We start from the raw sequence: 23,341 nt of genomic DNA on the forward strand, positions 1-23,341 counted from the left end.
ACGCCTTGCCAGCCCACCCATCTGGTGACGCTCGCGACGCCGCAAGTCGGTGGAACCAGGCTCAGCCTGGATCCACCGACTTCCGCCTGCTGCGCGCCACCATCTGGGCACGCTGGCTGCGTTGCCGACGCTCAACAGACCCCGGTATGCCTTCGCGCCGGACGCCTTGCCAGCCCACCCATCTGGTGACGCTCGCGACGCCGCAAGTCGGTGGATCCAGGCTCAGCCGAGCACGGCACGTCCGCGCGTCGCGTGGAAGACCAGGCTGGTCTCGGCGTGCACGACCCCGGGCCGACCGGTGAGGTTGTCGAGCACGAAGTCGCGCAACGCCTCGGGGGTGGAGGTCGCCACGTGCACCAGGAAGTCGTTGGCTCCCGAGATGTTGTACGCCGCCAGCACGCCGGGCAGGCCGGTCACCTCCTCGCCGAACGCGTCCACGTCCGCGCGCAGGTGGCCCGAGAAGCGGACGGTCACCATCGCCTGCACGGGCAGACCGACCCGGGCCAGGTCGACGTCCGCGGTGACGCCGGTGACGATGCCGCGCTCGCGCAGGCTGCGGACCCGCGCCAGGCAGGTCGACTCCGCGATGCCGACGGCCCGGGCGAGCTCGACGTTCGGGGTCCGGCCGTCGCGCACCAGGGCGTCGACCAGGGCCCGGTCGACCTCGTCGAGCACCGGGCGCTCGCGGGGCGCGGGGCCGGGGGAGAGGTGCGGCGCGTTCTTCGGCACCACGGCACAGTACCTCGCCCGCACCGAAGATCCTGCGGTCCGCCGAGTGCTGTGCGAAGGATCTGCATGACCGTTGTGGCATCGACGTGGGCGATCGACCCTGGTCCCATGAGCCGCCTCGACACCGATGCCGTCCACCTCGGCCGCGAGGACCTGGTCGCCCTCGGGGTGCACGTCCCCTCGCTGGACCTCTCCACGACGTACCCGCTGCCCAGCGTCGAGGGCGGCGGTGCGGCCTACGAGCAGCTCGCCACCGGCGGGCGACCGGAGGGGGTCGGCTCGCTGGTCTACCAGCGGCTCTGGAACCCCAACGTCGACCGGTTCGAGCGGGCCGTCGCGGGTCTCGAGGGCCTGCCCGGCGCGGTCGCGTTCGCCACCGGCATGGCCGCGCTGAGCGCGGTGCTGGTCGCCACGGTCGCCGCCGGCCGTCCCCACGTCGTCGCCGTCCGCCCGCTGTACGGCGGCACCGACCACGTGCTCGCGACCGGTCTGCTCGGCACCCGCGTCACCTGGGCCACGGCCGACCGGATCGCCGAGGCGATCGGCCCCGAGACCGGCCTGGTGATCGTCGAGACGCCGGCGAACCCGACCGTCGACCTCGTCGACCTCGACTCGGTGGTCGCCCAGGCCGGCGCCGTGCCGGTCCTCGTCGACAACACCTTCGCCACCCCGGTGCTGCAACGGCCCGGCTCCCACGGGGCGGCGCTGGTATTGCACTCCGCCACGAAGTTCATGGGCGGTCACGGCGACGCGATGGGCGGGGTGGTCGCGGCCGGCGAGGACTGGCAGGTGCGTCTGCGCCAGGTCCGCGCCCTGACCGGCGGCCTGCTCCACCCGCGCGCGGCGTACGACCTCCACCGTGGGCTGCAGACCCTGCCGCTGCGGGTTCGGGCACAGCAGGAGACGGCGGCCGTGCTCGCCGGCCGGCTCGTCGAGCACCCCGCGATCGCCCGGGTGATGTACCCCGGCCTCAAGGCGTGCGACCCCGCCGGCCTGGTCGGCACCCAGATGAGCGGTCCCGGCAGCCTGCTCGCCTTCGAGCTCGCGGGGGCGTACGCCGCGGCCGCGGGTACCGCCCAGCGCTGCCGGCTGATCACGCACGCGGTCTCGCTCGGGGGCGTCGACACGCTGATCCAGCACCCGGCCGGCCTCACCCATCGCCCGGTCGAGGCGGCCGCCCGGCCCGGCGAGGGCCTGCTCCGCCTCTCGGTGGGGCTCGAGGACGTCGAGGACCTGTGGGCCGACCTCGAGCAGGCCCTGCGCTGACCCACCACGATCCACACCCCGTGACGGGTGGTGTTTGACCCGCGCGGGCGGGGAAACTAGGGGACTGAGTCCGGTCGGGGTCGCCGGGCGTCAGCACCCCCGGGTGCCCGGAGCCGTGAGGGGCCGTGTGGCGATGAACCAGGTCGAGATCCGACACGGAGCCGCCACGGATGTCGGCCGGGTGCGCGAGGTCAACGAGGACGCCTACCTGGTGCGGCCGCCGGTGTTCGTCGTCGCCGACGGGATGGGCGGTCACGAGGGCGGCGACGTGGCGAGCGCGATCGTGGTCGAGGAGTTCGGCCGCCTGGCCGAGACGGGCTACGACCCGCGCCGAGGCGCGGAAGCGGTGACCGCCACGCTGGCCGCCTGCACCGACCGGCTCGCGGAGTACGCCGCCGCCCAGCGCGCCTCCGGGGTCGCCCGCGGACGGTCGGCCGGCACGACGGTCGTGGCCGCCCTGCTGGTCGAGGACGACCACGGGCCGACCTGGCTGCTGGCCAATCTCGGTGACTCCCGCATCTACCGCTTCGCCGGTGGGCGGCTCGTCCAGGTCAGCATCGACCACAGTCTCGTGCAGGAGCTCGTCGACGCCGGTCGGCTCGATCCCGGGGAGGTCGCGACCCATCCCCAACGCAACGTGATCACCCGGGCCCTGGGCGACTCGACCGGCGGTGGGCCCGACTTCTTCGTGGTGTCGCTGGTCGAGGCCGAGCGCCTGCTGCTCTGCTCGGACGGCGTGAGCGGGATGCTGGACGACACCGAGATGGCGGCGATCCTCGCCGCCCACGCCGACCCGGCCGAGGCGGCGGCCCGGCTGGTGGCCGCGGCGGTGGAGGCCGGGGGTGAGGACAACGCCACCGCGGTCGTCGTCGATGTGGTGGGATCGGTCGCGGAGCACGTCGACGAGTCCGGACCTGGTCGGACGAGTCTCGAGGACAAGCTGGGAGAGCTGCCGTGAGTGACCCGCGCACCTGGTCGTTCCGTGGTGGGGACTGGTTCGGCATCTTCGGTGACCACGCCGTGGTGGTGCTGCCGCCGTCGGAGAAGCCGCGCGTGGCCGCGCTCTGGGAGCTGGTCGACGACGGCGCCGGCTTCGACGAGACCCTCGACGCCTTGATCTCCGGGGGGCTGCGCGACCTGCCGGGCTTCGTGCTGGTCAGCAGCGAGGGGGACCGGACCCGGGTCGTGCTCCGCGGTGCCGCCCGGGCCCACCTGGCCACCGCCGACGAGGTGGTCCACGTCGAGGGCGACGGCGCGACGACCTGGGTCGAGCGGACGCTGAGCGGTGTCACCCGCACCCGCATCGAGGTCGGTGACGAGAGCGCGCCCGAGGAGCTGGCGGTGACCGGCGGGCTGGTGCGCATCGCCACCGCCGAGTGGCCCCCGGTCCTCCCTGCGCCCGAGGTGCCGGTCTCCGTCCCGCCGCTCGCGATGGAGCCCGAGCCGGAACCGGAGCTCGAGGCCGAACCCGTGCCCGAGCCCGAGCCGGAAGCCGAGCCCGCGCTGGCACCGGAGCCCGAACCCGTGCCCGTGCCGGAAGCCGAGCCAGCGCTGGCACCGGAGCCCGAGCCCGAGCCGGAGCCGGAGCTGTTCGACGGTGCACTCACCGAGGTGATGCCTGCCGTGCCACCCGTCGTGCCACCCATCGCGGCGCCGGTCGTGGCGCCGACCGCGTCCTCGCTCGAGGCCGGCGCCCACCGGAGTGCGGACCACGACGGGCTGACCCGCGCGGGTGCCGCCGACCCTGCCGGGCTCGGTCACGCCCGGCCGGGCATTGCCGGCCAGGTCCCGGCCCCGCCGGTCACCGCCCGGCCCGTGGCACGCCTGGTCTTCTCCAGCGGTGCGGATGTCCTGGTCGACAGGTCGGTGCTGGTGGGGCGGGCCCCGGAGCCCCGGCGTCACACGCTCACCGAGGAGCCCCTGCTGGTGGCGGTTCCCAGCCCACACCACGAGATCTCCTCCACCCACCTCGAGGTCCGGCCCGGGTCGGGCGCCGACCACGGCTCCGCGGTGGTGATCGACCTGGGGTCCACCAACGGCACCCTGCTCGTCCAGCCGGGTCTGCCGCCGGAGAGCCTCCAGGCGGGCGTGGCCGTCCAGCTGATCCCGGGTGCCGTCGTCGACCTCGGCGACGGGGTCACCATCCACGTCGCGAGCCCCTGACCGGTGCCATGACCCGGCCCGTGCCACCCCCGGCCGAGCTCGACCGACGGTTCTACGCCTTCGCCGTCGATCGGTTGGTGGCGTGGACGACGGATGTCGCGCTCGTCTACGCCGTGCTCCGTCCGGTCCAGCGCGACCACCCGGTGACCGGGGCGCTGACGATCGCCGGCGTGGTGCTGCTCGTCGGGGCGGTCTTCGCCGTCATCGCCGGTCTGACCGGCACCTCGCCCGGCCGGGCGGCCGTGCGGATCCGGCTCGTCGATGCGGCGACCGGCGATCCGATCGGCATCGGTCGGGCGCTGCGGCGCCAGCTGGTCCTCGGGCTGGCGACCCTTCCGACGTTCGGGTTGGGCGTGGTGGTGCTGGCCTGGACGGCAGTCACGGATCCGGGCGCTCGCCGGCGTGGGTGGCACGACCGGATCGCGGGCTCGGCGGTCGTGGACGCCCGCACCCCGAGCACCCGGCCGGTCCCCGACGAGCCGGCGCCGCCCGGGATGGTCAACCTCACGGCGATGCGTCTCGTGCCGGCGCCGCCCCCACCGGCCGGGTCGGCGCCGCCGCCGTCCCCCGCGGCCCGCCCGGTCTCCGGACGGCCGCCGGCGCCCGCCGTACCCGCCGGCCGGTGGCGGGTCGCCTTCGACACCGGCGAGAGTGTCGTCGTCGAGGGGCTGACGCTGCTCGGGCGGGAGCCCGAGGCGCGGCCCGGCGAGACCGTACGCCGGCTCGTCAGCCTGCGGTCCGCGGACCTGTCGCTCTCCAAGACCCATGCCCAGCTCCAGCTCGGCGCCGACGGGGTGCTGCTCGTCGCCGACCGTGGCTCGACCAACGGCTCGGTCCTCGTGCGCGAGGGCGCCACCCGCGACCTGCCGCCCGGCCGCTCCACGACTCTGCTCGAGGGCGACGTGGTGCGGCTCGGCGACCGGGAGATGCGCGTGTCGCGTGACCCGGGTCCGGGGCCAACGGGTCCATAACGGTCCGGTAACGAACCCCGGCGCCTCTTTCGCTACCCGTGCCCGAGCGTGTCGACTGCTCTCCTCCTGACGGTGGTCTCGGCACCGTGATCCGTTGTCGAGCCTGTTCCCCGGGAGGCTCTCGGGCGTACCTCGCCCCGACAATTGGGAGGAATCTCTTGCGAAGGACCCGGGTCGCCGCTTCGGCGACCGCATCTCTGATCGCGGCCGCCACGGCGCTGTCGCTCACCACCCCGCAGGCCGACGCCAGGCCAGCTGCCCCCGCATCGTCGGCCAAGCCCGATCGCGGCACCCCCTCGGACGTCCTCACACCCGGCTGGAAGTCCGTCTACCAGGACCGCACCCAGGCCGCGTTGGAGAAGAGGCTGCGCACCGGCGGCACCGGCGCGACCGAGAAGCTCGGCAAGGGCGTCTACGGGCGGGTCGCGCAGACCGGCAAGGACCGCATCTTCGTCGTGCTCGCCGAGTTCGGCGACCGACGCCACCAGGCCTACCAGGACGACCCCGACTCGGGCGCCCAGCGGTTCGACGGCCCGCTGCACAACCAGATCCCGAAGCCGAACCGCAAGATCGACAACTCCACCCTGTGGAACGCCGACTTCAGCACGTCGTACTTCAAGAACATGTACTTCAACCGCATGAAGGACTTCTTCGAGGACCAGTCCAGCGGCCAGTACTCCATCGGCGGGGACGTCACCGCCTGGGTGAAGGTGCCCTTCAACGAGGCGCGCTACGGCAGCAACAAGGACTGCGGCGACATCGTCTGCAGCAACGTCAACTTCCTGATCCGTGACGCGCTCTCCGAGTGGGTCCAGGGCCGCCTCGACGCCGGTTGGACCATGGAGCGCATCCAGGCCTACCTGAAGACGTTCGACGTCCAGGACCGCTACGACTACGACGGCGACGGCAACTTCCGTGAGCCGGACGGCTACATCGACCACTTCCAGATCGTCCACGCGGGCGGCGACGAGGCCGACGGCGACCCGATCTACGGTTCGGACGCGATCTGGAGCCACCGCGGCAACGCCGCGCTGCACGGCCTGGGCACCGGTCCCGGTCCGGCCATCGGCGGCATCCAGGTCGGTGAGGGCGGCAAGAGCGACACCAGCGCCTCCGACGGCGGGGTGACGTTCCCGGACAACCCCACCGGCCTGTGGGTCAGCGACTACACGATGCAGCCCGAGAACGGCGGACTCAGCGTGTTCTCGCACGAGTACACCCACGACCTGGAGCTGCCCGACCTCTACGACACCTCCGGCAACACCGGTGGTGCCAGCAACAGCGTCGAGCACTGGTCGCTGATGGCCCAGTCGCGCGGCACCGCCAAGCACGACCCGGCGATCGGCGACCGTCCCCAGCCGATGGGCGCCTGGGAGAAGTTCCAGCTCGGGTGGCTCGACTACGACACGATCCGCGCGGGCCGCACGGGCACCTTCCGGCTGCGGCCGGGTGCGTCGACCGTCGGGTCGGCCTCCAACGGCCTGATCGTGCTGCTGCCGGACAAGAACGTGACGTTCCAGTACGGCGACCCGTGCGCCGAGTGCGGGGAGAGGTTCTACTTCTCGGGCTCCGGCGACAACCTCGACAACACCATGACCCGTGACGTCGCCGACGGCGGCGAGCTCACCGCCAAGGTGCGCTACGCGATCGAGGAGGGTTGGGACTACGCGTTCCTCGAGGTCTCCAGCGACGGTGGCGACACCTGGACCTCCATCCCGACCAGCCAGAGCTACAAGGGCGAGGACCAGGGCTCGTTCAACCCGGACGGCACCGGCATCACCGGCACCACCGACGGCCAGTGGGTCGACCTGACCGCCACCGTGCCCGCCGGCACCAACGCGGTCCGCTGGCGCTACCTCACCGACGGCGCGGCCGCCGAGGCCGGCTTCCAGGTCGACAACATCACCCTGGGTGGTCAGCCGATCGGCTCCGCCGAGGCCGGCAACGAGGGCTGGGTGCTCAACGGGTTCGAGGCTGTCCACTCCGAGGAGACCAAGCCGTTCCTGAACACCTACTTCGTGGACAACCGGCAGTACGTCGGCCGCGACCAGGTGCTCCAGAACGTCTACAACTTCGCCGGTTACGAGAAGCGCCCCGACTGGGTGGACCACTTCGCCTACCAGCCAGGCGCGCTGATCAGCTACTGGGACACCTCCTACACCGACAACAACGTCGGGGATCACCCCGGACACGGTGAGGTTCTCCCGGTGGACGCCCACCCGGTGTTCCAGCACGCCTCCGACGGGTCGATCCTGCGCCCGAAGGTGCTCACGGCGGACTCGACGTTCTCGCTGCAGGCGACCCCGTCGCAGAAGCTGCACTACAAGGGTCAGCCGTACACGTTCAAGGGACAGGCCGCCGTGCCGCTCTTCGACGACACGATGGACTGGTGGTTCAGCAGCGACGAGCACGGCACGGGTGACCACCCGGGCTTCTACGAGCCCGAGTGGTACAGCGTCGACGTGCCCAAGACCGGCACCACCATCCGGGTGCTGAAGGTCAACAAGCGCACGCACGTGATGACCGTGCGGGTCGGCACCGCCAGCTGACCCACAGGTCGAGCTCGTCGAGACCCCCACACCCCGCCGGCAACGGCGGGGTGTGGGGGTCTCTGCCGTGACCTGGCAGACACCGGAGCGGGGGGTGCGAACCGACCCATCTGCACGGTCGGTCGTACTAGGTTGCAGAGCATGAGCTTCGACTACGAGCACACCGTGTCCACGTCCGCTTCGCCCGCCGATGTCTGGGCGCTCTGGAGCAACGTGGGCAGCTGGCACCGCTGGGACCCGGCGGTCGAGCAGGTGGCGATCGAGGGCCACTTCGGTGAGGGCGCGGCGGGCACGATCGTGTTCGGCAACGGCACCGAGGCGCCCTTCGTGCTCGAGATCGTCGAGCCGTGCGCGCGCTACCTGGATCGGCTGACGTTCGGTGACCTGGTGATCCGCATCGACCACCAGGTCAAGGGGACCGCCGACGGCGCGGAGATCACCGTGCGGACCACGGTCGAGGGTCCCGGCGCCCAGGACATCGGTCCGACGGTCGTCGAGGACACCCCGCGGGCCCTCGAGGCTCTGGTCGAGATGGCGGAGAAGAAGTCCTGACCCACCTGTCGTATCCGCGGTGAGCGGTTCGTGGAGGAGACGAGACCAGCCCCCACGAGAGGATCACCCGATGCGCACCCTGATCACCACCCACTTCGTCTCCCTCGACGGCGTCGCGGAGGCACCCGGCGGCGAACCCGGCTACCGCCACGCCGGTTGGACGTTCGACGTCGGGCAGGACCCGGCGCAGTACGAGCTCAAGGGTCGCGAGCAGGACGAGGCAGCGGCGTTCCTGATGGGCGCGCGGTCCTACGACGCGTTCGCGCCGATCTGGCCCACCATGGACTACTTCGCGGGCTTCAACGCGATGCCCAAGTACGTCGTCTCCAGCACGCTCACCGACCCGGAGTGGAACAACACCTCGGTGGTCGCGTTCGACGACGTCGCCCGGCTCAAGGACGGTGACGGAGGCCCGATCCTGGTGCAGGGCAGCCTGCTGCTCACCCAGGGCCTGCTCGCGGCCGGCCTCGTCGACGAGGTGCGGCTGATGGTGTTCCCGGTGATCCTCGGCAGCGGCCGCCGGCTGTTCCCCGACACGGCCGAGGACAAGGTGAGGCTGACCCTGGTGGAGACCACAACGTTCACCAACGGCGTCCAGCACCAGGTCTACCGGCCCGTGCGCTGACCAACGCGTTGACCAGGGCGCCGACCAACGACAGCCCAACGTCCGACCGCGTAGGTTGCCGCCATGGAGGCCTACGCGAAGGGCGAGCTGGAGCCGCCCCTGCTCGAGGAGACCATCGGAGCGAGCTTCGCCCGGACCGTGGCGGCGTACGCCGAGCGGGAAGCGCTCGTCGAGGTCGCGAGCGGCCGGCGGTGGACCTGGGCCGAGCTCGACCGCGACGTCGACGACCTGGCGCGTGGCCTGATCGCCGCCGGCATCGGCAAGGGCGATCGGGTCGGCATCTGGGCGCCGAACTGCGCGGAGTGGACGATCGTGCAGTACGCCACGGCCAAGGTCGGGATCGTGCTGGTCAACGTCAACCCGGCGTACCGCACCCACGAGCTCTCCTACGCCATCAACCAGAGCGGGATGCGGCTGCTGATCAGCGCCTCGCACTTCAAGACCAGCGACTACCGCGCGATGGTCTCCGAGATCGGGGGGCAGGCGCCGACGCTCGAGAGGGTCGTGTTCCTGGACACCGACGACTGGGCGGACCTGGTCGAGGCGGGCCGCGGACTCCCCGCCGACGCAGTGGCGGAGCGGCTAGCGCAGACGTCGCCCGACGACCCGATCAACATCCAGTACACCTCGGGCACCACCGGCTATCCCAAGGGCGCGACCCTGAGCCACCGCAACATCCTCAACAACGGCTACTTCACCACCGAGCTGATCGGCCTCGGGCCTGAAGACCGGCTGTGCATCCCGGTGCCCTTCTACCACTGCTTCGGGATGGTGATGGCCAACCTCGGCTGCACCAGCCACGGCACCACGATGGTGATTCCGGCGCCCGGCTTCGACCCCGAGATCACGCTGCGCACCGTCGAGGCGGAGCGCTGCACGGGCGTGTACGGCGTACCGACGATGTTCATCGCGATGCAGCACCACCCGAGCTTCGCCGAGCACGACCTGTCCAGCCTGCGCACCGGCATCATGGCCGGCTCGATCTGTCCGGTCGAGGTGATGAAGCGGTGCGTCGACGACATGCACATGGCCGAGGTCTCGATCGCCTACGGCATGACCGAGACCAGCCCGGTGTCGTGCCAGACGCGCGCCGACGACGACCTCGAGCGGCGTACCGCCACCATCGGCCGGGTGCACCCGCACGTCGAGATCAAGATCGTCGACCCGGTGACGGGCGAGACCGTGGAGCGCGGGCAGACGGGGGAGTTCTGCACGCGGGGCTACTCGGTGATGCTCGGCTACTGGGACGACCCCGACAAGACCGCCGAGGCGATCGACGCGGACGGGTGGATGCACACCGGCGACCTCGCCGAGATGCGCGAGGACGGCTACTGCAACATCGTCGGGCGGATCAAGGACATGGTGATCCGGGGCGGGGAGAACATCTATCCCCGCGAGATCGAGGAGTTCCTCTACCAGCATCCCGACATCGAGGACGTCCAGGTGATCGGCGTCCCCGACGAGAGGTACGGCGAGGAGCTGTGCGCCTGGGTCCGGATGCGCGCCGGGGCCGAGCCCCTCGATGCCGACGCGGTGCGGGCCTACGCCACCGGCAAGCTGGCCCACTACAAGATCCCGCGCTACGTGCTGGTCGTCGAGGAGTTCCCCATGACCGTCACCGGCAAGATCCGCAAGGTGCAGATGCGCGAGGAGACCGCCCGCCGGCTCGGGCTCGCCTGATCCTCGACCGGGCGTGCGGGTGCGGCGGACGGTCGTCCTGTCCGCTTGGTGTCGATGCGCTTCGACATTCATACCGTTGTGACCATTGACATAGTCGCGAAATCACGTCTACCGTCCGGTCCAGGAACTATCGAAGCGCTTCGATAGCGTGACGGAATGGAGTAGTCATGAAGAAGACGATGGTTCTCGGGGTCGGGTTGGTCTTGGCGCTCACGGCGTGCGGCTCGAGCGATGGCGGAGGGTCGGACGAGGGCGGCTCGGGCGACGGCGGCTCCGCCGTGATCGCCTGGATCGCTCCGGACGCGACCACCTCGACGAGGTGGGACACGCAGGACCGCCCGGCGTTCGAGGCCGCGGTCGCGAAGCTGGACCCCGACGCCGAGGTCATCGCGAGCACCGCGCACACGGACGCCGAGATGCAGCAGGCCGCCGAAGCCGCGATCGCACGCGGCGCCGACGTCATCGTGATCAACCCCATCACCGCTGACGGCGCTCTCCCCGTCGTCGATCTCGCAGCTCGCGACGACATCCCGGTCATCTCCTACGAGGGCCTGATCGCCGATGCCGACCTCGCGGGCTACATCACCTTCAACAACGTCGCCGTGGGCAAGCTGCAGGCGCAGTACATTGCCGACCACGTGCCGGCCGGGTCGACCGTCGCAGTCATGAACGGTGCCCAGGTCTGCGCAGCCTGCACCGATTTCAAGAAGGGTGCCCACGAGGTGTTGGATCCGCTGGTCGACGCCGGGACCCTGACGATCGGCTACGAGGCCGACACCCCTGACTGGCTCACCGCCAACGCCCAGAAGCAGACCGAGCAGGCGCTGACGAAGCTCGACGACGACGTCGCGGCCGTGTACGCCGCGAACGACGGGCTTGCCGAAGGCGTCATCGCCGCGCTCAAGGCGCGCGACCTCAACGGGAAGGTGGTGGTGACCGGCCAGGACGCCACCCTCACCGGCCTCCAGGAGATCCTGCTCGGCAACCAGACCATGACGGTCTACAAGGACTTCATCAAGCAGGCCGGCGCCGCAGCTCAGGCAGCCGTCGCCCTCGCCCACGACAAGGACGACACCGGGCTCACGGACACCTTCCAGAACGGCGACTTCAAGATCCCGGCGCTGTTCCTCCAGCCCGAGGTCGTCGACAAGGCGAACGTCAGCATGCTCGTCGACAACGGCTTCGTCTCTCGCGACGACCTGTGCACCGGCGAGGTGGCCGACAGCTGTGACTTCTGATCGTCAGCCGGGGTCGACCGGCGTCGTGCCTCGCTTGCGGATGACAGGCATCCACAAGTCGTTCGGACAGATGAGGGCCTTGCGCGGTGTCGACCTGGAGGTCCGGCCGGGCGAGGTGATGGCGCTCGTCGGGGATAACGGAGCGGGCAAGAGCACGCTGGTGAAGGCGTTGGCCGGCGTGGCGCCGGCTGACACCGGCACCATCGAGATCGACGGCCGCCCGGTGTCGATCTCAGGGCCGACCGACGCGGTGGCCGCGGGCGTGGAGACCGTCTATCAGGACCTCGCGCTTTGCGACAACCTCGACGTGGTCGCGAACCTCTATCTCGGGCGGGAGCTGCGCAGCCCTCGGTCCGGCCCGCTGGCGCGGTTCCTCGCCCGGAAGAAGATGAGCTTCGAGGCGCAACGCATCCTCACGGACCTGTCGGTGACGCTGCCGTCCCTGACCGCGCACGTCGCCGAGCTCTCCGGGGGGCAGCGGCAGGCGATCGCCGTCGGTCGCGCGGTGCTGTGGGGCTCGAGCATCGTCGTCCTGGACGAGCCGACGGCCGCGCTCGGCGTCCAGCAGACAGCGATGGTCTACGACCTGATCCGTCGTCTGAAGGAGAGGGACATCTCGGTGATCCTCATCTCGCACAACATGGTCGACGTCTTCGAGGTCGCGGACCGGATCACCGTCCTGCGGCTCGGAGCCGGTGCGGGCGTGTTCACTCCCGGAGTCGACTCCCCGCAGGCCGTCATCGCGGCGATCACCGGATCCGACAGCATCGACGTCCAGGAGGTCCTCGGATGAGCGTCGCCACCGCGACCAGCCAGCGTCGATGGACGTTGCCTCGCCTGGGTCGGGGAGACCTGGGCCTGTGGCCGGTGATCATCGCTCTGGCCATCATCGGGATCGGGTTCCAGATGTCGAACGACGCCTACCTGACGCCGCGCAACATGTCGAACCTCGTCCTGCAGACCGCCACCCTGTCGGTGCTGACCCTGGGCGTCATGCTGGTGCTCCTGCTCGGGGAGATCGATCTCTCGGTCGGAGCCGTCAGCGGACTGTGCGCCTCCGCGATGGGTCTCCTCTCGGCCGTCGCCGGATGGCCGGCCTGGGCGGCGATCCTGGCCGCCCTCGCCCTCGGTGCGCTGATCGGCGCCGTCCAGGGTGCATGGATCGTGGTCTTCCGGGCCCCGTCCTTCATCGTGACCCTCGCGGGGATGCTGGTCTGGCAGGGCGTCCAGCTCTCCGCGCTCAGTGACCGCAACGGCCAGGTGCGCATCGAGGACACCGGCATCACGGGCATCGCCTCGAACTACCTCTCCGCCGGCCTCGGCTGGGCTCTCGCGGCGCTCGTGGCGGTCGGTGGCCTCGGGTGGATGGCGGTCCACCACGTGCTCACCCGTCGCGCCGGCTACGAGGCGGAGGCGCTCTCGCGTCTGGCCTTCCGGGTCGCCCTGGTCGTCGTCATCCCGTTGACGGTGATCGCGGTCCTCAACGACTACCTCGGTACGCCGATCCTGCTCGTGATCGTCCTGGTGATCACGCTCGGGCTGGCGCTGATGACCGGCTCGACCGTGCTCGGGCGGCACATCTACGCGGTGGGAGGCAGTGCCGAGGCCGCGCGTCGGACCGGAGTCCGCACGGGACAGCTCCGCGTGGGCGTCTTCGTCATGGTCTCCACCCTGGCCGCGACCGCGGGGGTCCTCGATGCCGCCCGGGCGTTCTCGGTCTCGGTCAACACCGGCGGCGGCAACACATCCCTGAACGCGATCGCGGCCGCCGTCATCGGGGGGACGAGCCTCTTCGGCGGCCGCGGCACGATCGTCGGTGCGCTGCTCGGCGCTCTGGTGATCTCGAGCGTCCAGAACGGGCTGGCCCTCATCGGGCAGAGTGCTGCGACGCAGACGATCACGACGGGCCTGATCCTCTTGGCCGCCGTCACGCTCGACATGACGGCCCGCAACCGTCGGGCCCAGGCAGGTGCGAAGTGATCCCCCCGGCGAACCTGTCCCCCACGTCGCTGGGTCCCGATCTCCTCGAGGGGCTCGGCACACTGCGCACGGACTTCCGCTGGGGTGCCGCCACTGCTGCTTACCAGGTCGAGGGCGCGGCCGACGAGGACGGCCGGGGTCGCTCGATCTGGGACGCGTTCAGCCACACGCCGGGGAGGACGCTGAACGGCGACACGGGGGACGTAGCCGCCGACCACTACCACCGCTACCCCGAGGACATCGCGGCGATGGCGCGGCTCGGCATGAACGCCTACCGCTTCTCGATCGCGTGGCCGCGGATCGTCCCGGACGCCTCCGGGGCGGTCAACCAGCGCGGCCTCGACCACTACTCGCGGGTAGTCGACACCTTGCTCGACGCCGGCATCGAGCCCATGGTCACGCTCTTCCACTGGGACCTGCCGGAGTACCTGGAGGATCGAGGCGGTTGGTACGACCGCGACACGGCTGCCCGGTTCGGCGACTTCGCGACCGTGGTCCTCGAGGCGCTGGGAGACCGGGTCCCCTTCTGGCTGACGCTCAACGAGCCCTGGACCGTGGTCGGCCAGGGTTACTGCCGCGGCGTGCACGCCCCTGGTCACCGCGACTACGCCACCGCCGGCACCGCCATCCACCACCTGCTGCTCGCGCACGCCGTGGGTGTCGAGGCGTTCCGGGCGCAGGCGCTGCCGGGAGCGCAGCTCGGGATCACCCTCTCGATGGCGATCGCGCGGCCGTGGTCGCAGGACCCTCGGGACGTCGCCGCCGCGCGCCTGCTGGACGGGGAGCAGAACCGGGTCTACCTCGATCCCCTCTTCCGCGGTTGCTACCCCGATGACCTCGAGCCCTTGTTCCCGACGTTGTTCGACGGGTCCGTCGTGCAGGCAGGCGACGCCGAGCGGATCGCCGCGCCCATCGACTTCCTGGGCGTGAACTACTACCTCAACCACCTCGTGGCCGCCGATCCGACGGTGCCCGTGCTCGGCGCCCGCCAGGTCCACCCACCGGGCCCGATGATGAGCGCCGGCATCGCGGCCGTTCCCGAAGGCATCGAGGAGTGTCTGCGTCGGGTCCAGGCCGAGTACACGACCCTACCGATCCACGTCACCGAGATGGGCGCGTCGCTGCACGACTACGTCGACCCCGACGGACGGGTGAAGGACGGCGCCCGCGTCGACTACCTCCGCACGGTGGTGCGCTCGATCGCGGCCGCGGTCGACCATGGCGTCGACGTACGCGGGCTCTACGTCTGGTCGTTGCTGGACAATCTCGAGTGGGAGCTCGGCTACTCCATCCGATTCGGGCTCTTCCACGTCGACTTCGGCACGCAGCGCCGCACGCCCAAGGACAGCGCGTCGTGGTACGCAGCACTCATCGCAGAGCACGCGCGCATCCACGCAGGCTCCCCGGAGGCCCGGAAATGGTGACGATCGCGGAGGTCGCCCGGCACGCCGGGGTGTCGGTGAGCACGGTGAGCTATGTGCTCTCCGGGAAGCGTGCGATCTCCGAGGAGACGAGCACACGCGTGCGTGCGAGCATCTCCGCCCTCGGCTACCAACCCAACGCCAACGCCCGGGCGCTCGCCGGGGGGCGGATGAACGCGATCGGCCTGGTCGCGCCGTTCCGTGCCGACAACAACGTGCCGGTCCTCATGCAGTTCGTCTCTGCCGTCGCCACGGCCGCGCGCGAACGCGACCACGATGTGCTGCTCGTGACGCAGCAGGAGGGTGAGGAGGGCGTCCGCCGAGTGAGCATGGCCTCGTTGGTCGACGCCGTCATCGTCATGGACCTCGAGACCGACGACCCCCGCCTGCCGATGCTGCGCGGGCTGGAGCTGCCCTGCGTGCTGATCGGTCACCCCGACGAGCCGCGCGGGCTCAGCTGCGTCGACCTGGACATGCGGGAGGCCGCGGCGCAGGGCGTCGAGCACCTGACCAGCCTCGGCCACCGCACGCTCGGCATGTTCGGGGCCCCTCCCTCGGTCTATGAGCGCCGCAGCACCTACGCGGTCCGTTTCGCCGAGGGCTTCGAGCGCGCCGCCGCCAAGCGCCAGGTCGAAGCCACCTGGCGCCCGGTCGACCAGAGCTACGAAGCCGTCGAGCGCGCTGTTGACGAGCAGCTGCGAGACGCACCCGCGACGACGGGGCTCGTCGTCCACAACGAGGCGATCCTCGGGATGCTGCTCGCCGTGCTCGAGCAGCGGGGGCTCAGCGTGCCCCAGGACATGTCTCTGGTCGCCGTGTGCCCCGTGGACATGGCGATCGGCCAGCGCGTGCCCCTGACCGGGATCGCCGTGCCGGCGTCCGAGGTCGGTCAGATCGCGGTGGAGATCGTGCTCGGCCACCTCCAGCGCCCCGGGAGTGCGGAGACGCGCCTGCTGGCACCCGAGCTCACCGTCCGGGCCAGCACCGCACCGCCACGCGAAGTCTCGGGCGACCAGAACGGAGAAGCTCGGTGAAGTTCAACAACGGCTACTGGCTGCTGCACGAAGGCGTGACGGCGCGGTACGCGACCGAGGCCTTCGACGTGCGTGTGGAGGACGACGCGATGTCGGTGGTCACGCTCTCCAAGCCCGTCGTCGACCGTGGATCCCACCTCAACACCCCCACCATCACCGTCGACGTCTCCTCACCGATGTCGGACGTGGCGCGGGTGACGATCAGCCGTCGCCAGAGCGTCGACCCGCCGCGCCCGTCGTTCCGGCTGGGCGCCGCCCCCGCCGTGGTCAAGACGGTGCGCGACGACACGAGCGTCGAGATGACCACGGGCGACCTGAGGGTCTTCCAAAGGACGAGCGGCCCCTGGGAGCTGGAGTTCCGGGACTCGCGACGGGTGCTGACGGCGAGCCGGTTCCGGGCGGCAGCCTCCATGGAGGTCGCTGGCGTCGGTCCGTTCATGGTCCAGCGTCTCGAGCTCCCCGTCGGCGCCAGCGTGTACGGCTTCGGCGAGCGATTCACTCCCTTCGTCAAGAACGGACAGGTGATCGAGACCTGGAACGAGGACGGGGGAACGGCGAGCGAGCAGGCCTACAAGGCGATTCCCTTCTTCGTGACCGACGCCGGTTTCGGAGTCTTCGTCGACTCACCGGCCCGGGTGTCGTTCGAGGTCGCCTCCGAGGTGGTCTCGACCGTGCAGTTCTCGACGGCGGGGGACGAGCTCACCTACTACGTCATCCACGGTCCGACCCCGGCCGCGATCCTGGAGCGCTACACCGAGCTGACCGGGCGGCCGGCGCTTCCGCCGCGCTGGTCGTTCGGTCTCTGGCTCTCCACCTCCTTCACCACCGAGTACGACGAGGCCACGGTCAGTCACTTCGTCGACGGCATGGCGGAGCGCGGCATCCCGCTCAGCGTGTTCCACTTCGACTGTTACTGGATGAAGCCCCTGAACTGGTGCGACTTCACCTGGGACTCCGAGGTCTTCCCCGATCCGCAGGGGATGCTCGAGCGGTTGGGGCGTCGGGGACTCCGCACCAGTGTGTGGATCAACCCCTACATCGGCCAGCGCTCACCTCTCTACGCGGAGGCGGCCCGCGCGGGCTACCTCGTCAAGCGCGGTGACGGCACCGTCTGGCAGTGGGACCTGTGGGTAGCGGGCATGGCCCTCGTCGACTTCACCAACCCGGAGGCGCGGGAATGGTTCGCCGGCAAGATCGAGGCGCTCCTGGACTGCGGCGTCCACGCCATCAAGGCGGACTTCGGGGAACGGATCCCGACCGACGTCGTGTGGCACGACGGCTCGGACCCGCAACGCATGCACAACTACTACGCGCTGCTCTACAACGAGATCGTCTTCCGCGCGATCGAGAAGGTCAGAGGCCGGGGGGAGGCCGTGTTGTTCTCGCGTGCGGCCACCGTGGGTGGCCAGCAGTTCCCGGTGCACTGGGGTGGGGACTGCGAGTCGACGTACGCCTCGATGGCAGAGTCCCTGCGCGCGGGACTCTCGCTCGGCCTGAGCGGGTTCGGGTTCTGGAGCCACGACATCGGGGGCTTCGAGGGAACGCCGACGCCGGCCCTGTTCAAGCGGTGGCTCCTGTTCGGCCTGTTCTCCTCGCACGCCCGGCTGCACGGCTCGGGGTCCTACCGGGTGCCGTGGGCCTTCGACGAGGAGTCGGTCGAGATCGCGCGGCGGTTCGTGCGCCTGCGCAACCGGATGATGCCCTACCTCTGGGGCGCGGCCGTCGACGCCGCGAACCGTGGCCTGCCGATGATGCGCGCCATGTTCCTGGAGTTCCCGGAGGATCGCTCCTGTGCTCCCCTCGACCGGCAGTACATGCTCGGATCGGGTCTTCTGGTCGCGCCGGTGTTCTCCGACGAGGGTGAGACCGACTTCTACGTCCCCGACGGTAGGTGGCTCGGGTTCCTCGACGGAGTCGAGCGTTTCGGTCCCCGATGGCACCGCGAGCGCCACGACTTCGCCAGCATGCCGGTCCTGGTGCGGCCGGGTTCGGTCGTCGCGCTGGGACCCGACGAGGAGCGGCCCGAGCACGACGTCTTCGACTCACCGACCTTCGAGGTGTTCTCCCTCGCAGACGGCGCGTCTGCGACGTTCCAGCTGCACGACGCGGACGGGACGTCAGCGGTCTTCGGGGTGGTCCGCCGCGACGGGGCCGGAGTGGTCGCCACGATCGAGCGCGGCGCCGAGCTGTTGCGCAGCGGGTGGTCGGTTCGCTGGGTCACGGGGCCGATCGGTCCGGTCAGGGGTCCGCTGGTGACTGCCGCGGCCGGCGAACGCGCGGCGTACTTGGCGCTCAGCGACCCGTCGCGGTGAACCGCCGTGGCCGAGGACGCTGACCGCCTGCATCTCAGCGACGCGATGGTGGGCGCTCGTCTCTTGGAGACCGTTCGGGAGCTTGCGCGGCTGCAGCGGGCCAGACTCGAGCCGCGGCTCCTCGCGCTCTCCCTGAGCTGGGGCCAGGACGCGGTGCTCCGCTGCCTGTGGGAGCGCGGGCCCCAGCGACAGGTCGAACTGGCTCGGGCCCTGCGCACCGACACGCCGGCCATGACCCGCACCCTCCAGCGCATGGAGCGTGGCGGATGGGTTCTCAGGACCCCTCATCCCCGGGATCGGCGAGCGACCCTCGTGTCGACCTCGGCACAGGCCGACCGCGCCCGTCCCTCTCTCGAGAACATCTGGGCGGAGGCACTGGTGCTCTCGCACCGTGCTGGACTCGGATTGGTCGGGCAGCCAGGATCGATCGCGTGCCCGTGTGGTGCCGCTGCCGGCGCCGCGCCGGGTCCGACCTGAGACACTGGGACCCGATCCAGGAGGTGTCCTATGGCTGAGCTAGTGCGCACGAACGACCCGGCGATGATCTCGGTGATCGAGGGACTGCTGGTATCCGCCGAGATCCCCTACCACGTGGCCGACCGCAACATGAGTGTGATCGACGGCCTGATCCAGGTGATCCAGGTGCGGATCCTGGTGCCGGACGAGCGGATGGCCGAGGCCCGCGAGCTGATGATGGACGCGGAGCTGGAGGACTGGCTCAGCGACTGAGCACGACGGGGATCCGAGTCACGGTGCCGGTTGCGCCGCGCCAGGTGACCCATCCGTCGTCGACGCCGCGGCCGCCCGACCCGACGGTCAGCGTGAACGTGGCGCTGTCACCGGGGCCCAGCCGCACCGCCGCGGGGGTCACCCGCACCGCGTGGTCGGCGAACCCGCTCACCGCCGAGGAGAAGTACAGGCGACGGCCGGTGACGTTCGTGATCGTCCGGAGGACCGTGCCCGCGCCGGCCAGGCGGATCGAGGGGGTGTTGAGCTCGACGAGGTCGCCGTCCAACCAGGCGCGGTAGTCCTCCGGTGGGACGTCATAGGCCAGGCCGGGCCGGGCGGCTCGGCTCAGCGAGACGAGCCCGTTGCCCGCGCGCAGCACGGCCGCACCCGGCACCGGCAGAGCAGTCGTGGCGAGCGCCGAGCGGACCCGTGCGGGCGACCAGTCCTCATGCTGCGAGCGGACCAGTGCGGCGACGCCGCTGGTGACCGCGGCGGCCGCGGAGCTGCCGGACAGCAGGTCCCAGCTGGCCCGTGCGTCCTGTGGCGGCACCGCGCCCAGGACCCCGACCCCGGTCGCGACCAGGTCGGGCTTGACCACGGGAGAGGCGGCGGACCCACCGCTCGACCAGCCGACCACGCGGGCCGCCGTGCGCACCAGGCCGCGCGGCTCGAGCCGCACCCGTCCGTCGGGATGCGCCGTGAGCCACTGCTCCAGCGCCCGGCCCGACGCCCGGTCGACGTGCACGGTCGGCACCCGGTGGAAGTCGGCCACGAGGTCCCCGGCTCCGGCGTTGGCCAGCACCATGCCGACCCCGCCGGCCAGGTCGACGGCCGCGGACTTGTCCACCCGGCCGACCACGCCACGCTCGCACAGGACGATCCGTCCCTCGACCTGGCCCGCGTCCAGGCTGCCCGGGGTGCAGACGCGCGCCTCGTTCCGGGTCGCCGTCGCGGTCGGTACGTCGGCGGCACGGACCAGCCGCGCCGGTCCGACACCACGGGCGGAGGCCATCGCGCCGGGGAACGTCGTGCCGTCGGGCAGCAGCACGCGCCCGCGGCGTACCGGCCCGCTGGCTGCGCCGACCGAGGTCACCCACGGGCTGCGGTGCGCGGCCGGGGTCCGGCCGGAGTTGCCGGCGGCGCCGACGACGACCACGCCGCCCTCGGTCGCGCCGAGCAGCGCCCGCTCCACGGTGTCGATCCGCGACGGGCCGCCGACCGAGAGGTTGAGGACGTCGACGCCGTCGGCCGTGGCGGCGTCGATCGCGGCCACCAGGTCGGCAGTCGCACAGCCGTCCTGGTCGGGGTCAGGCGCGCTCCAGCAGGCCTTGTAGACGGCCAGCCTCGCCTGCGGGGCGATGCCGGCGTACGTGCCGAGCTGCTGGCCGCGCACCCGGGCGGGCACGCCGGCGTTGCCGGCCACGATCGAGGCGACCTGGGTGCCGTGGCCGTCCTCGTCGAGCGGCGAGAGCGAGGAGGCCGACCGGAGGTGGTCGACGCCGAAGCCGGAGACGAACCACCGGGCGCCGACCAGCTTGCGGTTGCAGGAGGTCTCGGGCCAGCCGTCGCCGGTCTCGCAGGTGCCGGAGAACCCGCGCGGCGCGCGGCCCAGGCCCGTGACCGCGGAGAACAGCGGCGAGTCGGGCCAGATCCCGGAGTCGACCAGGCCGACGACGACGCCGGCGCCACCGCGCGCGGATCGCGGCATGCCGAGCAGCCCCACGGCGGCAGGGTGCCCCGCCAGTGGCCGCACCGAGTTGCGCTCCACCAGGGCGACCCGGGGGTCGGTGCGGAGGCCGGCGGCCTCCGCGGGGGAGAGGTGCACGGCGACGCCGTTGAGGGCGGTGGTCCAGCGGTAGACGGGCTCGGGGCTGCCGACCGCGTCGAGCACCGCGTCCTGCTCGGTGCGCATCCGGAACGAGGCCAGCGGGTCGACCGTGTCTCCGGACGTGCCGGGACCCGCCAACGTCACGAGGTAGACCGGCTCGGACGTGCCCGGCTCGGCGGCGGCGAGGGGCACCTGCGCACCGAGGCCGCCGAGGCCCCCGACCACGAGGGCAGCCGCCAGCCCGGCGCGAGCTCCGCGCATCGTGGTCATGGTCACCCCCCTGTCACCTGAACCACTCATTGTGACAGGAGTTTCAGCATCCTTCCCAGGGATCCTTAGTGTGGGGTCATGCACGCAGCGCCGCTGGTGGTCGGCTTCGACCTCGACATGACGCTGATCGACACCGCTCCGGGGTTCGGTGCGGTGCTCCGGGCGCTGGGTGCGGAGCTGGGGGTGGAGTTCCCGGTCGAGGAGATGACCGCCCGGCTCGGCCCCCCGCTGGACCACATGCTCGGCGAGCACCTGGCCGCGGAGGCCGTCGGCCCGGCCGGGGACCGGTTCCGAGCGCTCTACCCCGATCATGCGATCGCCTCGGTCCCGCTCCTGGCGGGCGCCGAGGACGCGATCGCCGCCGTACGACGTCATGGTGGCCGGGTGCTGGTGGTCACCGGCAAGTACCCCGCCAACGCGCAGCTCCACCTCGACCACCTCGGCCTCGAGGTCGACCACCTCGAGGGCTGGGTGTGGGGCGTCGGCAAGGCGGACGTGCTGCGCCGCGAGGGCGCAGGAATCTACGTCGGCGACCACGTCCACGACGTCGAGGGCGCGCGAGCCGCCGGGGCGCTCAGCGTCTCGGTGCTCACCGGCGGCTGCACCCGCGAGGAGCTGCTCGAGGCCGGCACCGATGTCGTGCTCGAGGGGCTCGGGGAGTTCCCCGCGTGGCTCGAGGACCACCTGCTCGCGCTGCGTCTGGACGCGCTCGAGGCCGGCCTGCGCGAGCGCGGCTCGGTGCTGGTCGCCTACAGCGGCGGCGCCGACAGCGCGTTCCTGCTCGCCGCCGCGGTGCGTGCGTTGGGTCCCGACCGGGTGGCCGCCGCCACGGGGTACTCCCACTCGCTGCCGCTGGCCGAGCGGGATCCCGCCCGGGAGTTCGCCGCGTCGTTGGGGGTGGAGGTGCTCACGCCCGCCACCCACGAGATGGACCGCGAGGGCTACCGCGCCAACGGCGGTGACCGCTGCTACTTCTGCAAGGCCGAGCTGCTCGACGTGCTCACCCCGCTGGCCGCCGAGCACGGGCTCGCGCACGTCGCGACCGGCACCAACGCCGACGACGCCGTCGCCGGCTTCCGCCCCGGCATCCGGGCGGCCGACGAGCGTGGCGCGATCGCGCCGCTGCGCGACGCCGGCCTGACCAAGGCTCAGGTCCGGGAGGCCTCCCGCCGCTGGGGCCTGCCCACCTGGGACAAGCCGGCGGCCGCCTGCCTCTCCTCCCGGGTCGCGTACGGCGTCGAGGTCACGCCGTACCGACTGGGCCGCGTGGAGCGTGCCGAGACGGCCGTCCGGGCCGAGCTCGAGGGCACCGGCCTGCGCAACCTGCGGGTGCGCGACCTCGGCGACCGGGCCTCGATCGAGGTCGACGCCACGCTGCTGCCGCTGCCCGCCGAGCAGGAGGAGCGGCTGCTCGAGGCCGTGCGCGGTGCCGGCTTCGCCGAGGCCGAGGTGGATTCCCGCGGATTCCGGTCCGGATCGATGAACGAGGCGCTATAGGCTGGAGTGTCCCGGTCCCACTGTGTGAGAAGAAGGTCAGCCCGTGCCCACTGGCAAGGTGAAGTGGTTCGACGCCGAGAAGGGTTTCGGCTTCCTCTCCCAGGACGACGGCCCCGACGTCTACGTGCGTTCGGAGGCCCTTCCGGGCGGGACCGGCGCCCTCAAGGCGGGCACCCGCGTGGAGTTCGGCATCGCCCAGGGCCGGCGCGGTGACCAGGCCCTGCAGGTGCGCATCCTCGACGCCCCGGTCTCGGTCTCGCGCAACCAGCGCGACGCCCGCCGCAAGAAGCCCGAGGAGATGGTCACGATCGTCGAGGACCTGATCCGGATGCTCGACGACGTCGGCGAGGCTTACCGCCACGGCCGCCACCCCGACCCCCGCACCGCCAAGCCCGCCGCCAAGCTCCTCCGCGCTCTCGCCGACGAGCTCGAGCGTTAGCGGGGACGCGCCAGCGGACCCGTTGATGGTGGTCGAGCGAGGCGCGCGGCTGAGGGAC

The 23,341-nt window shown here is 71.4% G+C and carries 20 protein-coding genes; 18 read left to right on the top strand and 2 right to left on the bottom strand.

The features are described from left to right. Nucleotides 1-222: 222 nt before the first annotated feature. A complete protein-coding gene (locus tag AC3ANS_RS02945; RefSeq protein ID WP_488294678.1) occupies nt 223-729 on the bottom strand; it encodes an Lrp/AsnC family transcriptional regulator in 507 nt (168 codons plus the stop codon). Nucleotides 730-837: 108 nt separating this feature from the next. Between AC3ANS_RS02945 and AC3ANS_RS02950 the strand changes: the two genes are divergently transcribed. The 16 genes from AC3ANS_RS02950 (at nt 838) to AC3ANS_RS03025 (ending at nt 19,249) form a co-directional block, all read left to right on the top strand. Further along, complete coding sequence (locus tag AC3ANS_RS02950; RefSeq protein WP_488294679.1) at nt 838-1,995, top strand: trans-sulfuration enzyme family protein; 1,158 nt, start codon at nt 838-840, stop codon at nt 1,993-1,995. Nucleotides 1,996-2,128: 133 nt separating this feature from the next. After that, entirely contained in the window at nt 2,129-2,953 is an 825-nt protein-coding gene (locus AC3ANS_RS02955; RefSeq protein WP_488294680.1) for a PP2C family protein-serine/threonine phosphatase, read from the top strand. After that, nucleotides 2,950-4,158 carry an FHA domain-containing protein gene (locus tag AC3ANS_RS02960; protein WP_488294681.1) on the top strand — a complete coding sequence of 403 codons (1,209 nt, stop codon included), beginning with the start codon at nt 2,950-2,952 and terminating at the stop codon, nt 4,156-4,158. The genes AC3ANS_RS02955 and AC3ANS_RS02960 overlap by 4 nt, the downstream gene beginning before the upstream one ends. Nucleotides 4,159-4,166: 8 nt before the next feature. Next, nucleotides 4,167-5,129 carry an RDD family protein gene (locus AC3ANS_RS02965; RefSeq protein WP_488294682.1) on the top strand — a complete coding sequence of 321 codons (963 nt, stop codon included), beginning with the start codon at nt 4,167-4,169 and terminating at the stop codon, nt 5,127-5,129. A 158-nt stretch (nt 5,130-5,287) separates the two neighbouring features. Further along, on the top strand, nt 5,288-7,678 hold the full coding sequence (locus AC3ANS_RS02970; protein ID WP_488294683.1) for an immune inhibitor A domain-containing protein: 2,391 nt from the start codon (nt 5,288-5,290) through the stop codon (nt 7,676-7,678). 141 nt (nt 7,679-7,819) lie between these two features. After that, nucleotides 7,820-8,230 (top strand): SRPBCC family protein, encoded by a 411-nt coding sequence (locus AC3ANS_RS02975; protein ID WP_488294684.1) that lies wholly within the window; start codon nt 7,820-7,822, stop codon nt 8,228-8,230. 70 nt (nt 8,231-8,300) lie between these two features. Continuing rightward, the gene (locus AC3ANS_RS02980) at nt 8,301-8,855 is read left to right on the top strand and encodes a dihydrofolate reductase family protein (protein ID WP_488294685.1); all 555 of its coding nucleotides are present in this window, start codon (nt 8,301-8,303) and stop codon (nt 8,853-8,855) included. Nucleotides 8,856-8,918: 63 nt separating this feature from the next. After that, the gene (locus tag AC3ANS_RS02985; protein WP_488294686.1) at nt 8,919-10,535 is read left to right on the top strand and encodes an AMP-binding protein; all 1,617 of its coding nucleotides are present in this window, start codon (nt 8,919-8,921) and stop codon (nt 10,533-10,535) included. A 167-nt stretch (nt 10,536-10,702) separates the two neighbouring features. Continuing rightward, nucleotides 10,703-11,773: a substrate-binding domain-containing protein gene (locus AC3ANS_RS02990; protein WP_488294687.1), complete on the top strand. Its 1,071-nt coding sequence runs from the start codon at nt 10,703-10,705 to the stop codon at nt 11,771-11,773. 70 nt (nt 11,774-11,843) lie between these two features. Continuing rightward, nucleotides 11,844-12,566, top strand: coding sequence for an ATP-binding cassette domain-containing protein (locus AC3ANS_RS02995; protein WP_488294688.1), 723 nt, complete (start codon nt 11,844-11,846; stop codon nt 12,564-12,566). Then, nucleotides 12,563-13,753: a sugar ABC transporter permease gene (locus AC3ANS_RS03000; RefSeq protein ID WP_488294689.1), complete on the top strand. Its 1,191-nt coding sequence runs from the start codon at nt 12,563-12,565 to the stop codon at nt 13,751-13,753. The genes AC3ANS_RS02995 and AC3ANS_RS03000 overlap by 4 nt, the downstream gene beginning before the upstream one ends. After that, nucleotides 13,750-15,177 (top strand): GH1 family beta-glucosidase, encoded by a 1,428-nt coding sequence (locus AC3ANS_RS03005; protein ID WP_488294690.1) that lies wholly within the window; start codon nt 13,750-13,752, stop codon nt 15,175-15,177. The genes AC3ANS_RS03000 and AC3ANS_RS03005 overlap by 4 nt, the downstream gene beginning before the upstream one ends. Further along, complete coding sequence (locus tag AC3ANS_RS03010; RefSeq protein ID WP_488294691.1) at nt 15,171-16,208, top strand: LacI family DNA-binding transcriptional regulator; 1,038 nt, start codon at nt 15,171-15,173, stop codon at nt 16,206-16,208. Before AC3ANS_RS03005 ends, AC3ANS_RS03010 begins: the two co-directional genes overlap by 7 nt. Further along, nucleotides 16,205-18,520 (top strand): alpha-xylosidase, encoded by a 2,316-nt coding sequence (yicI, locus tag AC3ANS_RS03015; protein WP_488294692.1) that lies wholly within the window; start codon nt 16,205-16,207, stop codon nt 18,518-18,520. The genes AC3ANS_RS03010 and yicI overlap by 4 nt, the downstream gene beginning before the upstream one ends. Before the next feature lie 45 nt (nt 18,521-18,565). After that, nucleotides 18,566-18,997 carry a MarR family winged helix-turn-helix transcriptional regulator gene (locus tag AC3ANS_RS03020; RefSeq protein WP_488296418.1) on the top strand — a complete coding sequence of 144 codons (432 nt, stop codon included), beginning with the start codon at nt 18,566-18,568 and terminating at the stop codon, nt 18,995-18,997. A gap of 30 nt (nt 18,998-19,027) precedes the next feature. Beyond that, entirely contained in the window at nt 19,028-19,249 is a 222-nt protein-coding gene (locus AC3ANS_RS03025) for a putative signal transducing protein (protein ID WP_488294693.1), read from the top strand. Here the strand turns inward: AC3ANS_RS03025 and AC3ANS_RS03030 are convergent. Then, a complete protein-coding gene (locus AC3ANS_RS03030) occupies nt 19,239-21,347 on the bottom strand; it encodes a S8 family serine peptidase (RefSeq protein ID WP_488294694.1) in 2,109 nt (702 codons plus the stop codon). The two genes, AC3ANS_RS03025 and AC3ANS_RS03030, sit on opposite strands and share 11 nt — an antisense overlap. 78 nt (nt 21,348-21,425) lie before the next feature. On the opposite strand from AC3ANS_RS03030, the gene larE reads away from it, so the two are divergent. Further along, a complete protein-coding gene (larE, locus tag AC3ANS_RS03035; RefSeq protein WP_488294695.1) occupies nt 21,426-22,844 on the top strand; it encodes an ATP-dependent sacrificial sulfur transferase LarE in 1,419 nt (472 codons plus the stop codon). Nucleotides 22,845-22,887: 43 nt separating this feature from the next. Next, the gene (locus tag AC3ANS_RS03040; protein ID WP_488294696.1) at nt 22,888-23,283 is read left to right on the top strand and encodes a cold-shock protein; all 396 of its coding nucleotides are present in this window, start codon (nt 22,888-22,890) and stop codon (nt 23,281-23,283) included. The last annotated feature ends 58 nt before the right edge of the window (nt 23,284-23,341 follow it).

It is taken from the genome of Nocardia sp. 149-1B (genome assembly GCF_057747975.1).